This is a genomic window from Arthrobacter sp. 10T416, assembly GCF_056394165.1.
Genome location: NZ_JBFTHI010000001.1, coordinates 314,569 through 327,564 on the forward strand (window position 1 = coordinate 314,569; position 12,996 = coordinate 327,564).

At 68.9% G+C, this 12,996-nt stretch carries 10 protein-coding genes; 5 read left to right on the top strand and 5 right to left on the bottom strand.

Going from position 1 to position 12,996, the window contains the following annotated elements; translation table 11 throughout:
* Window positions 1-75: 75 nt before the first annotated feature.
* A complete protein-coding gene (locus AC1DBE_RS01430; RefSeq protein WP_476969391.1) occupies window positions 76-1,584 on the bottom strand; it encodes an SDR family NAD(P)-dependent oxidoreductase in 1,509 nt (502 codons plus the stop codon).
* 39 nt (window positions 1,585-1,623) lie between these two features.
* Window positions 1,624-3,024 carry a glucose-1-phosphate adenylyltransferase gene (gene glgC / locus AC1DBE_RS01435; RefSeq protein ID WP_476969392.1) on the bottom strand — a complete coding sequence of 467 codons (1,401 nt, stop codon included), beginning with the start codon at window positions 3,022-3,024 and terminating at the stop codon, window positions 1,624-1,626.
* A gap of 101 nt (window positions 3,025-3,125) precedes the next feature.
* Between glgC and glgA the strand changes: the two genes are divergently transcribed.
* Window positions 3,126-4,325 (top strand): glycogen synthase, encoded by a 1,200-nt coding sequence (gene glgA / locus AC1DBE_RS01440; RefSeq protein WP_476969393.1) that lies wholly within the window; start codon window positions 3,126-3,128, stop codon window positions 4,323-4,325.
* 75 nt (window positions 4,326-4,400) lie between these two features.
* On the opposite strand, the gene AC1DBE_RS01445 is transcribed toward glgA, so the two are convergent.
* Both AC1DBE_RS01445 and AC1DBE_RS01450 read right to left on the bottom strand, forming a co-directional pair.
* On the bottom strand, window positions 4,401-6,539 hold the full coding sequence (locus tag AC1DBE_RS01445; protein WP_476969394.1) for an acyl-CoA dehydrogenase family protein: 2,139 nt from the start codon (window positions 6,537-6,539) through the stop codon (window positions 4,401-4,403).
* A 92-nt stretch (window positions 6,540-6,631) separates the two neighbouring features.
* Entirely contained in the window at window positions 6,632-7,366 is a 735-nt protein-coding gene (locus tag AC1DBE_RS01450; protein WP_476969666.1) for a TetR family transcriptional regulator, read from the bottom strand.
* A 67-nt stretch (window positions 7,367-7,433) separates the two neighbouring features.
* Here AC1DBE_RS01450 and AC1DBE_RS01455 point away from each other — a divergent pair, with 67 nt between their 5' ends.
* From AC1DBE_RS01455 to AC1DBE_RS01470, 4 genes are all read left to right on the top strand, one after another.
* Window positions 7,434-8,804, top strand: a complete 1,371-nt coding sequence (locus AC1DBE_RS01455) for an acetyl-CoA C-acetyltransferase (protein ID WP_476880466.1) — start codon at window positions 7,434-7,436, stop codon at window positions 8,802-8,804.
* A gap of 9 nt (window positions 8,805-8,813) precedes the next feature.
* Entirely contained in the window at window positions 8,814-10,154 is a 1,341-nt protein-coding gene (locus AC1DBE_RS01460; RefSeq protein ID WP_476969395.1) for a 3-oxoacyl-ACP reductase, read from the top strand.
* The gene (locus AC1DBE_RS01465; RefSeq protein WP_476903388.1) at window positions 10,151-11,065 is read left to right on the top strand and encodes a MaoC family dehydratase; all 915 of its coding nucleotides are present in this window, start codon (window positions 10,151-10,153) and stop codon (window positions 11,063-11,065) included. Before AC1DBE_RS01460 ends, AC1DBE_RS01465 begins: the two co-directional genes overlap by 4 nt.
* Window positions 11,066-11,229: 164 nt before the next feature.
* A complete protein-coding gene (locus tag AC1DBE_RS01470; RefSeq protein WP_476969396.1) occupies window positions 11,230-11,763 on the top strand; it encodes an SRPBCC domain-containing protein in 534 nt (177 codons plus the stop codon).
* Between the two features lie 36 nt (window positions 11,764-11,799).
* Here AC1DBE_RS01470 and AC1DBE_RS01475 read toward each other — a convergent pair whose 3' ends face one another.
* Window positions 11,800-12,960 carry an FUSC family protein gene (locus AC1DBE_RS01475; RefSeq protein ID WP_476879167.1) on the bottom strand — a complete coding sequence of 387 codons (1,161 nt, stop codon included), beginning with the start codon at window positions 12,958-12,960 and terminating at the stop codon, window positions 11,800-11,802.
* Between the last annotated feature and the right edge of the window lie 36 nt (window positions 12,961-12,996).

A 12,996-nucleotide genomic window follows, 5' to 3' on the forward strand; every position in this document is an offset into this window, starting at 1 on the left:
ACGGACCGCTTCCGGAACCCCATTAGGGCCATAAGGCCCGTGCAACCGGGCCCGGGAGGGGCCGCAACGCGGTTGCTACCAGGGGCAGGCCTTGTAGTCCTTGAGGAAGACGCCGTACTGGTCCTCGCCGGCTTCGCCCATCACAATGGGGTCGTAAACCCGCGCGGCGCCGTCCACCAGGTCCAGCGGGGCGTGGAAGCCTTCCTCCATCAGCCGGACCTTGGTGTAGTGCGGCCGCTCATCGGTGATCCAGCCGGTGTCGACGGCGGTCATCAGGATGCCGTCGGACTCGAGCATTTCCTTGGCGCTGGTGCGGGTCATCATGTTCAGTGCGGCCTTGGCCATGTTGGTGTGCGGGTGGCCGGGCCCCTTGTAGGCGCGGGAGAACTGCCCCTCCATAGCGCTGACGTTGACGATGTACTTCCGCCGTGCCGTGGAGCGTTTCATGGCCCCGCGCAGCCGGCTGACCAGCAGGAACGGCGCCGTGACGTTGCAGAGCTGCACCTCGAGCATTTCGAGCGGATCCACCTCGTCCACCACCTGGGTCCAGCTGTTGATGGTGGCGAGGTCCGGGACCAGTCCGCCGGCGTCGATAGCGGTGCCCGAAGCGATCCGTTCAAGGGATGCCGACCCGGTGGAGAGTGCAAGCGAGGTGATGGCGTCCCCTGCCAGGACGGGGTGTTCCAGCACGGAGCTGGCCAGGGCCAGGGGGTGCTTGTCGTGCGCGTGCCCGAAGGTGACCAGCTCGGGTCCGCCGTTGGCCGCCTCCAGGGCTGCCGGCAGGGGCTCGTCCTCGGCGTCGACCAGGGGTTTGTACGCGTTTCCGGAGCGGCGCACCGTCTGGGCCGCGTTGTTGATGATGATATCGAGCGGTCCCGCGGCGTCCAGGGAGTCGGTCAGCGCCATCACCTGCGAGGGGTCCCGCAGGTCGATGCCGACGATCCGGAGCCGGTGCAGCCAGTCGCCGCTGTCCTCCATCGCGGCGAAACGCCGTGCCGCGTCCTTGGGGAAACGGGTGGTGATCGTGGTGTGGGCGCCGTCCCGGAGCAGCCGCAGCGCGATGTACATGCCGATCTTCGCCCGTCCACCCGTCAGCAGGGCCCGCCGGCCTGTCAGGTCGGTGCGGGCGTCGCGCTTGCTGTGGCTGAACAGCGCACACTCGGGGCACAGCTGGTGGTAAAACGCATCCACCTGGGTGTAGTGCTGCTTGCAGATGTAGCAGGGCCGCGACCTGATCAGGTGACCGGCGACCTCCCCCGTGGCGGAGGTCGCCAGTTTGTTGCCGCGGGTCTCGTCGTCGATCCGGTCCGGCGCCGCCGTCGCGGTCTGGGCAATCACGGCGCGGTCGGCTTCGGCAATCAGGTCCCGCTTGGTCACCCGGCGGTGGCGCTTGACGGCCTTGAACATTTTCCCCGTGGCGCGGCGGACCGAGACGTAATCCGGGTGCTCCTCGTCGTAGACGTGGATGCTGTTCAGGACTTTGAGGCAGGCCTCGATCTCCTCGGGGGTCAGTTCAGCAGTGGCCGGCGATTCACTGGACTGCAATTCAGTGAACGGCGCAGGAGGCAGATCGGGGGAGCTCATTGACCCAATTTTACAGCCAACTGCGCAGGGGTTTTACAGCTACTGCGCGGGGGGTTCGACGCCGACGGCGGCCGCGTGCACCTCGCCAACCTTCTCGACGGACTCACGTCCGGCCGGCCAGTTCTCGGTGGCCGTCTTCACGGCGTCCGGGACCAGGTAGAGGTTGGCCGCCGACAGCGACCGTTCGTCGTCACCGGGTTCGGGAACCTCCTGGCCCTTCGCGAGCACGGTGATGCCCGACTCGGTGACCTTGAACCCGCGGGCCCGGTCCAGGTCCGGGTCCAGGCCAATAGCGGCGCCGGCCGGGATCCGGACGTTCTTGTCGATGATGGCGCGCTTGATCACTGCGCCCGCCCCGACCTGGACCTTGTCCATCAGGACCGAATCGAGCACCCGTGCCGCGGTGCCGACGTAGACGTCGTTGGAGAGCACGGAGCCCTCCACGATGCCGCCGGAGATCACCACGCCGCTGGCCACAATCGAGTCCAGCGCCGTGCCGACCGTGCGGCCCTCGCCGCGGACGAACTTGGCCGGCGGGGAGATGCTCTGCCGGGTGTAGATCGGCCATTCGGAGTTGTAGAGGTTGAACACCGGGACGGGGGAGATCAGGTCCATGTGCGCGTCGTAGAACGAGTCGATGGTGCCGACATCACGCCAGTAGGTGCGGTCCCGGTCCGTGGAGCCGGGAATGTCGTTGAGGGTGAAGTCGTACACGCCGGCTTCGCCCTGGTCCACGAAGTAGGGAATGATGTCCCCGCCCATGTCGTGCTTGGTGTCCAGGCGTTCGGCGTCAACGTGCAGCGCCTCGACCAGCGCGTCGGCGTCGAAGACGTAGTTGCCCATGGAGGCCAGGAACTGGCTGGGGTCGGCGGCGAGGCCCGGCGTCGAGGACGGCTTCTCCACAAACGCCGCGATCTTCTCGGGGTTCTGCTGGTCCACTTCGATGACGCCGAACTGGTCGGCCATGTGGAGGGGCTGGCGGACGGCGGCCACGGTCGCTTTCGCGCCGCTGGCCACGTGCTGGGCCACCATCTGCGCGAAGTCCATGCGGTAGACGTGGTCGGCGCCGACGACGACGACGATGTCCGGATTCGCGTCGTGGATCAGGTTCAGCGACTGGTAGATGGCGTTGGCGCTGCCGAGGAACCAGCTCTTGCCGACGCGCTGCTGGGCCGGCACGGAGGCGATGTAGTTGCCCAGCTGCGTGGACATCCGCCAGGTCTCGGAAATGTGCCGGTCGAGGCTGTGGGATTTGTATTGCGTGAGCACCACAATCTGCAAATACCGCGAATTCACCAGATTCGAAAGGGCGAAATCAATGAGCCGGTAACTGCCGGCGAAAGGTACGGCCGGCTTGGCCCGGTCGGCCGTCAATGGCATCAGCCTATTTCCCTCGCCACCTGCGAGGACAATGGCCAGGACTTTCTTCTGATGCGGCATAGTGATAGCTCCTGAACGCCTTCGTTGCTCCCCAAAACTGTCCGGTGTTCCCGGACCTCTTCACACTAGAACAGATCAGCCGGAACGACTACCTTGGGGTTGTGCGTATAGACATTGTGACCAAGGAATTCCCGCCCGAAATCTATGGGGGCGCCGGCGTCCACGTAGCCGAACTCAGCCGGGTGCTGGCCGGGAGGGTCGATTTGCAGGTGCGGGCCTTCGGCGCGCCGCGCACCCCGGACTACCACGGAGCCACCGTGACGTCATATCCCGTGCCCGAGGATCTGTCCGGCGCGAACGCCGCGGTACAGACCCTGGGCGTGGACCTGCGGATCGTCCCGGACATCGCCGGCGCGGACCTGGTGCACTCGCACACCTGGTACGCGAACATGGCCGGGCACATCGCCTCGCTCCTGCACGGGATCCCGCATGTGCTCAGCGCCCACAGCCTGGAGCCGCTGCGGCCGTGGAAGGCCGAACAGCTCGGCGGCGGCTACGCACTGTCCTCCTGGGTGGAGAAGACCGCCTACGAGGCCGCGGCCGCCATCATCGCTGTCTCGGAAGGCATGCGCCAGGACATCCTGCGCAGCTACCCCGACGTGGACCCGGCAAAGGTCCGGGTGGTTCACAACGGCATCGACGTCAGCCTCTGGAACCGGGACGAGGATGACGACGTCGTCCGCGCCCTCGGCATCGACCCGGAGCGCCCGAGTGTGGTCTTTGTGGGCCGCAACACCCGGCAGAAGGGTGTGCCCTACCTGTTGCGGGCGGCCGCGAAGCTTCCCGCGGACGTCCAGCTGGTGCTGTGCCTGGGCGCGGCGGACACCCCGGAGCTGGCCGCGGAAACCGCGCGGCTGATCGAGGAGCTGCAGGCCCAGCGCAGTGGTGTGGTCCTGGTGGAGCGGATGCTCCCGCGGCGGGAACTGATCCAGGTCCTCAGCCACGCCACCGCCTTCGCCTGCCCGTCGATTTACGAGCCGCTGGGCATTGTGAACCTTGAGGCCATGGCCTGCGGAGCAGCCGTGGTGGCCAGCGCCACCGGCGGCATCCCGGAGGTCGTGCAGCACGGCGAGACGGGCCTGCTGGTGCAGCTTGAACAGGTCACCGACGGCACCGGAACGCCGCTGGATCCGGAGAAGTTCGTGACGGAATTCGCGGCGGCCCTGACCGAGGTTGTTTCCGACCCCGCCCGGGCCCGTGAAATGGGCCGCGCAGGCCGGCGCCGGGCCGAGGGACATTTCTCCTGGGAATCCATTACGGAAACCACCCTTGAGGTCTACCGCTCGGTCCTCCCGCAGTAGGGCCAGTTCCCCCGTAAGCAACAACGACGGCGCCGCCCCCAATCGGGGCGGCGCCGTCGTTATGCGTCGGGGGACCTAGCCGCGCTTGGCGCGCGCCGGACCGGACCCGGTCTTGCCGCCCTGTTTGCCTTCGCGGGCTTTTCGGGCCAGCAGGATCTTTTCGTCGAGCGGGGCGCTCCCGCTGGCGCGCTGCTGCCGGAAGAACTCCCGGGCCTCATCCTGCCGTGTCTTTTCCGCCCCGGTGGCGATGGCCGCGCGGAGGTGTTCGGGGCCGTAACCGAAGGCGTCCACCAGGTCCAGGGCGTGTGGACGGATCTTGACGAGGAGGCGGTTGATGTATTCACCCACGGTGCGGGCCCGCTGCATCGAAAGCCGGCCGTTCATGAGGTACCAGGACAGGTGCTTTTCGATCAGGGACAGGCCGAAGAGGTCCCGCAGCCAGGTCAGCACGGCCTTGGTTCCCGGGTCGGTGACTGTGCCGAGCGCCTCGGTGAAGGCCTCCCACTGCAGCAGTTCGGCGTGCGCCAGGGCGGCCTCGATGAGCTCGTTCTGGTGGCTGTTGAACAGCGCGGCGGCCTGCGCCTGCGGCAGCTTGTTCGCGCCCTTGAGGGCGGCCCCGACGTCGGCCACCATGGCCTGGACCCGTTCGGTCAGCAGGGCACGCTGCCCGGACTCGTCCTTGATGGCGGTGGCGGCCTTCTGCACGGACCCGGAGTCCGCCATGAACTGGGCCACGCCGCGCAGCCCGGTCCGGTGGATGGCCGCGCCGGTGGCCTGGCCCACGACATAGCGGGCGAGGACACCGAAGTCCACGTTGCGGAACTCCTTGGCGTAATCGGCGAGCAGCCGCTTGGCGACGAGCTGCAGCAGCACCGTGTTGTCGCCTTCGAACGTGGCGTAGACGTCGAGGTCGGCGCGCAGCGACGCGAACCGGTTCTCGATCAGGAAGCCGGCGCCGCCGCAGGCTTCGCGGCATTCCTGCAGGGTGTCGAGCGCGTGCCAGGTGCTCAGCGGCTTGAGGGCGGCGGCGAGGGTCTCCAGGTCCTGGCGGTCCTCGTCCGTGTCGTTCCGGCCGGAGAAGACGTCGTCGAACTTCTGCAGCAGCTGTTCGCTGGCGAAGCCGGCGGCGTAGGTGGTGGCGAGCCGGGTGAACAGCCGGCGCTGGTGCCGCTGGTAGTCCAGGAGGACTTCCTCGTCCGTCAGGGAGGAGGCGTTGAACTGGCGCCGCTCCGAGGCGTACTGGATAGCGGTCTTGAGGGCCAGCTTGGACGCGGTCACGGCGGCGCCGTCGAGGGACACCCGGCCCTGCACCAGGGTGCCGAGCATGGTGAAGAAGCGCCGGCCGGGGCTGGCGATCGGCGAAGTGTAGGTGCCGTCGGCGTCGACGTTGCCGTAGCGGTTGAGCAGGTTGGTCCGGGGGATCCGGACCCGGGTGAAGTGGAGCCGGCCGTTGTCGATGCCGTTAAGGCCGCCCTTGACGCCGTCGTCCTCACCACCGATCCCGGGCAGGAATTCCTTGGTCTCGGGGTCGCGGAGGTCCATGTAGAAGGCGTGGACGCCGTGGTTGACGCCGTTGGTGACGAGCTGCGCGAAGACGACGGCGGCCAGGCCGTCCACGGCCGCGTTGCCGATGTAGTCCTTCCAGGCGGCGCGGAACGGAGTGTGGACCACGAACTCTTCGGTGGCGGGGTCGTAGGTGGCAGTGGTGGCGATGCTGGCGACATCCGAGCCGTGCCCGGTCTCGGTCATGGCAAAGCAGCCGGGGATCTCCAGGCTCATGATGCCCGGAAGCCACTTGCGGTGGTGCTCTTCGGTGCCGAGGTGGTTTACCGCTGACCCGAAGAGTCCCCACTGCACCCCGGCTTTGATCTGCAGGGAGGGATCGGCGATCACGAGTTCCTGGAAGCCGGCCACGTTGCCGCCGTGTTCGTCCTCGCCGCCGACCTCCACGGGGAAGGCCCGGTGCACGGCGCCGTTGTCCACCAGGATCTTCAGCTGGTCGAACACGCGCTTGCGGTGCTCGGTGTGGGTCAGGCCCTCGGTCTTGTACAGTTCCGGACGGCCTGCCAGTTCCCGGGCCGTGAGGCGGACCGTGGCCCATTTGCCCAGCAGCAGTTCGCCGAGGGCGGCGACGTCGACGGCGGGTGCTCCGGCTGCGGCGGCGGCCGGTGGGGCGGCAGGCGACGCGGCGGGGCGGTTGGCGAGTTCAGTCATGTCGATTCCTTCGTTGGTACTGACACTGTGGTTCTGGCGGTCGTTGATGGGTGGTGTTCGCGGGGTGGTGCGGGGCCGCGGCTCCAGCACGGCTAAAGCGGCGGGGGTTCCCGGAGCTCGGGGGCGACGCCGACGCACAACCAGTCGGTGATCTGGCGGGCCATGGCCTCCTGGCCGGGCTTGACGGGGGAGGCGGGACTGGCCAGCCATTGTTCGCCGGCGTTCCGCACCAGGCCGATCGCGGCGTTGGGCCAGTAGCCGATGACCGCTTCCTTGCCGGGGATGGCGCGCAGCTGGTGGCGCATCGGCACGGCGATCATCTCGCTGATGGCGGCGAAGAAGTGCCCCAGGGCCCCGGCCGCGGCAATCGACCCGCTGTGGCTGTCGGCGTCGCCCGGGGCATACCGGGTGACAAAGGTATAGACGTTCGGGCTGGTCTCGGCCATCTGGAGGTACGCGGAGACCATGGCATAGAGGCCCTCCCGCGGCGTCTGGGCGCTCTGGGCCGCCTCCTGGATCTTCCGCTGCATCTGGTTCAGGACCACCTCGCCTACAGCCTGCTGGAGCCCGGCCTTATCGCCGAAGTAGCGGTAGAACACGGATTTGGATGTTCCGGCCGCCGCCGCGATGTCTTCCATCGATGCTTCGCTCCCGAGTGAGTGGACCGCCTTGCGGGCCGATTTGATCAACTCGCGGCGCCGCTCTTCGCGGTGCGATTGCCAGCGGGACGCCCGGCCGTCCACCGCGGCAGCGGGCGCGGCGGAAACTCCAGCGCTGCCGCCCGACGGCGTGGGCGCGGCCGGGACGGGGGGTTCAGCCTTCAGGATGTTCACGATACCCAGCGTATCAGGTACGCTGGGTATCAGTAACCGCTTGGATCAAAGGAGACAGCTCATGACTGAAAACGGAACGTCCGCAACCGGACCGCAGGAGACGGCTTCCCGCACCCCGCGCGCGACCGCAGCCCCGCAGCTCCGCAAGGCCGTGATCGTCGGCGGCAACCGCATCCCCTTCGCCCGCACCGGCGGCGCGTACACCAAGTCCTCGAACCAGGACATGCTCACCGCTGCACTCGACGGCCTCATTGCCCGGTTTGGGCTGCAGGATGAACGGATCGGCGAAGTCGCCGCAGGCGCCGTCCTGAAGCACTCCCGGGATTTCAACCTCACCCGGGAGGCCGTCCTTGGCTCGGCGCTCTCGGCCGAAACCCCCGCCTACGACCTGCAGCAGGCCTGTGCCACCGGTCTCGAAACCGTGCTGGGCCTGGCGAACAAGATCAAGCTCGGCCAAATCGACTCCGCCATTGCCGGCGGCGTGGACTCGGCCTCCGACGCCCCCATCGCCGTCAGCGAAGGTCTGCGTGAAATCCTGCTGGACCTCAACCGCGCCAAGACCCTGCCGCAGCGTCTCCAGGTCCTGAGCCGGATCCGCCCCAAGGACCTCGCCCCGGACGCGCCGAACACCGGCGAGCCGCGCACCGGACTGTCCATGGGCGAACACCAGGCCCTCACCACCGCGCAATGGAAGATCACCCGCGAAGCCCAGGACGAACTGGCCTACAACAGCCACCGCAACCTTGCCGCCGCGTACGATGCCGGCTTCTTCGACGAGCTCCTCACCCCCTACCGGGGCCTGAGCAGGGACTCCAACCTGCGCCCGGACACCACCAAGGAAAAGCTCGCCGGGCTCAAGCCGGTTTTCGGCAAGAACCTCGGGGCCGAGGCGACCATGACGGCGGGCAACTCCACCCCGCTGACCGACGGCGCGTCCACTGTGCTGCTCGCCACGGAGGAGTGGGCCGACGCCCACGACCTGCCCAAGCTCGCCACCGTCCTTGACGGGGAGGCCGCCGCCGTCGACTTCGTCCACGGCAAGGACGGCCTGCTCATGGCGCCCGCCTTCGCCGTCCCGCGCCTGCTGGCCCGCCACGGCCTCACGTTCGATGACATCGACTTCTTCGAAATCCACGAAGCCTTCGCCGGAACCGTCCTGAGCACCCTGGCCGCGTGGGAGGACGAGGAGTTCTGCCGGACCCGGCTGGGCCTGGACGGGGCCCTTGGAAGCGTGGACCGCGCCAAGCTCAACGTCAACGGTTCCTCCCTCGCCGCCGGGCACCCGTTCGCGGCGACCGGCGGGCGCATCGTCGCCACACTGGCAAAGATGCTGCACGCCAAGGGGCAGGTCGGCGGCCGCCCGGCCCGTGGCCTCATTTCCGTTTGCGCCGCCGGCGGCCAGGGCGTCGTCGCCATTCTTGAAGCACACTAGGGGGACCGGATGACTGACAAATACACACAATTCGTGAGCAAGGGCCTCGGCAAGGACCTCGCCAAGAAGCTCGGGCTCCCACAGCCTGCCGTGCTGCGCCGGCACCGGCCCGGCCAGCCGCTGGTGGTTGGACCCGTTCTGGTGCAGGGCACCGGAAGCGGCGCCGACGAACTGGCCGCCACCCTGCTGTCCTGGGACCTGGATGTCCGCCGCCACGCGGTGCCGCGTGAGAAGCTCGGCGCGATCATCCTGGTACTGGACGAGGCCGCCCGGCCCGAGGACCTGGAAAAGCCGGTGCTCTCCGCTGCGGCGTCGCTGCGGGACCTCGCCGCCAACGCCCGCGTGATCACTGTCTCGCGGGCCGCCGCGGGAACCGCCGACCCGGCCGCGGCCGCCGCCCGGCAGGGCATCGACGGGTTGCTTCGGTCACTGGCCAAGGAACTGCGGGGCGGCGCCACCGGGAATGGCATCCTGCTCGCCGACGGCGCCACCACCACCAGCCCGAGCACCCTCGGCGCCCTCCGCTTCTTCCTCTCCGGCCGCTCCGCCTTCGTGGACGGGCAGTTCCTCACCGTCACCTCCGGCGCGGGCCAGTTGCCGGCTGACGCCGAGAAGCCGCTGGCCGGTAAGGTCGCGGTTGTCACCGGCGCCGCCCGGGGCATTGGTGCCGCCATCGCCCGCACGCTGTACCGCGACGGCGCGACCGTCGTCGTCGTCGATATCCCGGCCGCCGGGGACCACCTGGCCAAGGTCGCCAACGAAGTCCACGGCACGGCCCTGCAACTGGACATCAGCCGCGACGACGCCGGCCGGCGCATCATCGACCACGCCGTGGAACGGCACGGCGGGCTGGACATTGTCATCCACAATGCCGGCATCACACGGGACAAACTCCTGGCCAACATGGACCAGGGCCGGTGGAGCTCCGTGATCGGCGTGAACATCGCCGCGCAGCTGCGCATCAACGAGGCCCTGCTGGCCTCCGAGCACTTCCGGAACTCCCCGCGCATCGTCTCCGTCGCCTCCACCAGCGGCATCGCCGGCAACCGCGGCCAGACGAACTACGCTGCCTCCAAGGGCGGCGTGATGGGCATGGTCAGGGCCACGGCGCCGCTGCTGGCGGACCGCGGCGGCTCCATCAACGCCGTCGCCCCCGGTTTCATCGAGACCGAAATGACGGCGCGGATCCCCTTCGCCACCCGCGAAGTGGCACGCCGGCTCAACTCCCTGCAGCAGGGCGGCCAGCCAGGCGACGTGGCCGAGGCCATCGCCTTCCTCGCCAGTGATGCCGCCGGCGGAATCTCCGGCGAGGTGCTGCGCGTCTGCGGCCAGAACCTGGTGGGCGCATGAGCGGCACCCAGCCGGTCATTCTTGGCGAGATGCCCTCCCTGTCCAAGCTGTACGTGAATGCCGCCGCGACGGCCGCACGCCGGCGACTCCTGGGGGCGCAGACCGGGACGGAACTGCCCGGCTGCAGCCATGAGGTGCGGGGTGTCCGGGCCGGGGTGGCCAACCTGACCGCCTACCAGCACCTGATCGGCGAGACCGCGAGCGATACCCTGCCGGCGGGATTCATCCACGCCCTGGCGTTTCCGCTGTCCATGTCGGTGATGAACCGGGATGATTTCCCGCTGCCGCTGCTGGGAATGATCCATCTCACCAACAAGGTGGTCCAGTCCGGGCCGGTCCTCTTCTCCGAGGCCCTGGACATTCGGGCCTGGGCCGAGAACCTGCGCGGCCACCGGGCCGGGACACAGCTGGACCTGGTGGCCGAGGTCCGCGGGGCCGGAGAGGAAACCCTGCGGTGGCGCGGGGTATCCACCTATCTCGCCAAAGGGGTGTTCCTGCCCGGGATCGACAAGCCGACTGCCGCGGCAACGCCGAACGGCTTCACCCCGCCGGATCCGACCGCGCTCTGGCAGCTTGGGGTGGACACCGGCCGGGCCTACGCGTCCGTCTCCGGTGACTTCAACCCGATCCACCTCAGCGTCCTCAGCGCCAAGGCCCTGGGGATGCGGCGCTCGATCGCCCACGGCATGTACCTGGCCTCGAGGGCGCTGGCGGACGTCGGCGCCGCCAAGGGCGACGCGTTCAGCTGGGATGTTGCGTTTGAGGCCCCGGTGTTCCTGCCCGCGCGGGTGGCGCTGGACATCAGCACTGGGCAGGCCGACGACGGCGCATGGCTGCGTTCTGACTACGTGGCGTGGAGCCCGCGCTCGGGGCGGAAACACTTCAGCGGGTCCGTGGCCTCGCTGGCGTAAGCTCCGCGCCTCGGCGCAACCTGCACGACGACGGCGGCCGCCCGGGGGATCACAGGGCGGCCGCCGTCGGGTAGTCTCCAAAGCGTTTCCGGTTCACCGACGAGCAGCACGTCACACCGGCGCGGCGGGATGGCCCGCGGCGCCCACGGCTGAGGGAGTACGCAATGACCAGCACCGAATCGACCGGCACTGAGTCCCAAAGCGTCCGGGTCCTGGGCACCCTGAGCGCCACGGAGGACGGCGGGATTGTCCGGCTGGAAGCTCGACTCAACTCCGGAAGCCGGGAGGTGTGGCTGGCCCTGACCGACCCTGCGCGCCTGGCCCGCTGGCTCGGCGTCGTGGACGGGGAGTTGCGCCTCGGCGGTGTTTTCCGGGCGCGCTACTTCGCCAGCGGCTGGGAAGGGACCTGCCGCGTGGACGTGTGCGACCCCGGGCAGCGGCTGCTGATTTCTACGACGTCGCCCGGCGAGCCGGACGGTGCCATGGAAGTGACGCTCACCGCGGACGGGGACCACACCGCCGTCGTCCTCGAGGACCGCGGGATGCCGGTGGCACAGATCGCCGCCTACGGTGCGGGCGACCAGATCCATCTTGAAGACCTCGGCGCCTACCTCGCCGGCGGCGGACCCTGCGACGCCGCTGCCCGCTGGCAGGAACTCCACCCCGCGTACCAGCAGCTGGCCGGCGGCTTGGCCTAAGGGAACAGGCTCACTGGAGGTCCGGACAGGCCTGGGCTAGGCCGGGGCCTTTGGGGAATCCGCCGGCCCCGGATTCCCCTCGCCCGACTTCAGGACACGCAGCATCCGGTGCAGGCTCAGGAGGATCGATTCCACGGCGCTCGGGGCCTCGACGGGCCGGTCGTCCCCGGCGATCCGCGCCGTGAACGCGGTGACGGTGGCATCAGCCTTGGCTGCCAGTTCGGCCTGGCGCTGCGGATCGTCCTCGTCGGCGGCGCGAATGACCTCGCCCACGGTGGTCATCGCCTCCGCGAGCGGCTCGGCATGACCGTCCGGGATGACAAACGGGTTGTCCGTAGCCCAGATGACGTCCGAGAGCACCTGGGTGACGTCCTGGATATGGAACGTCAGCCGCTCAAGGTCACGCAGGTTGCTGTAGTCGGCGTCGACGTCGCGCGGATGCAGCCGGCGCCGGGGATTGGCCTGGCGGCTGGCGTCGGCCTTTTGCACAGCCGCGCGCACCGAGCGGGCGTGCGCGGCCAGGGCTTCGGAGCGGCGGGACCAGTCCTCGTGCTCCGGCGGCCAGTTTTCCCGCAGCGCTTTGCCCATGTCCACCAGCTGCTGGGACAGGGCCAGCCGCAGTTCGGCCAGGCTGAGGGCCGCGGCGCGGAAGTGCAGGGGCGGGAAGACGAGGAGGTTCACCACGATGCCGACGGTGACGCCGACGCCCATCTGGAAGAGGTAGCCGAAGGAGAACTTGTCCGGGTTGTGCCCGCCCACCAGCAGCACCAGCAGGGCGGCGGTGGGGATCCAGTCGCTGCCGGACCCGATGCGCGGCAGGCCGGCCAGGATGACGCCCAGGCCCATCACCAGCGCCACCGTCAGCGGCGTGGGGTTGCCGAGGCTAAAAAGGGTGAACGCGAGGCCGACGCCGATCGCCAGGCCCACCAGCGTCTGGACGCCCTGCCGCATTGAACCGGACACGTTCTCGTACATGGCCACAAGGGCGCCGAGGGGTGCGTAGTACGGGTATTCCGCCGCCGAGCCGGGCATGTACGGGGCGATGAAGAAGGCGATCCCTGCCGCCAGCCCCGCCTTGGTCGCCAGTTGGAGCCGCGGCCACAGTACGGCGGCGGTGACGCTTCCGGTGACGGTCCGCGCGAGCCGTCGGGCCAGGGAAGGGTGGCCGCCGGTGTCGGGGTTGGTTGCATTTGCCATCCCGGCTCACCCTAGGGCCGCGGCGTCGCTGCGACA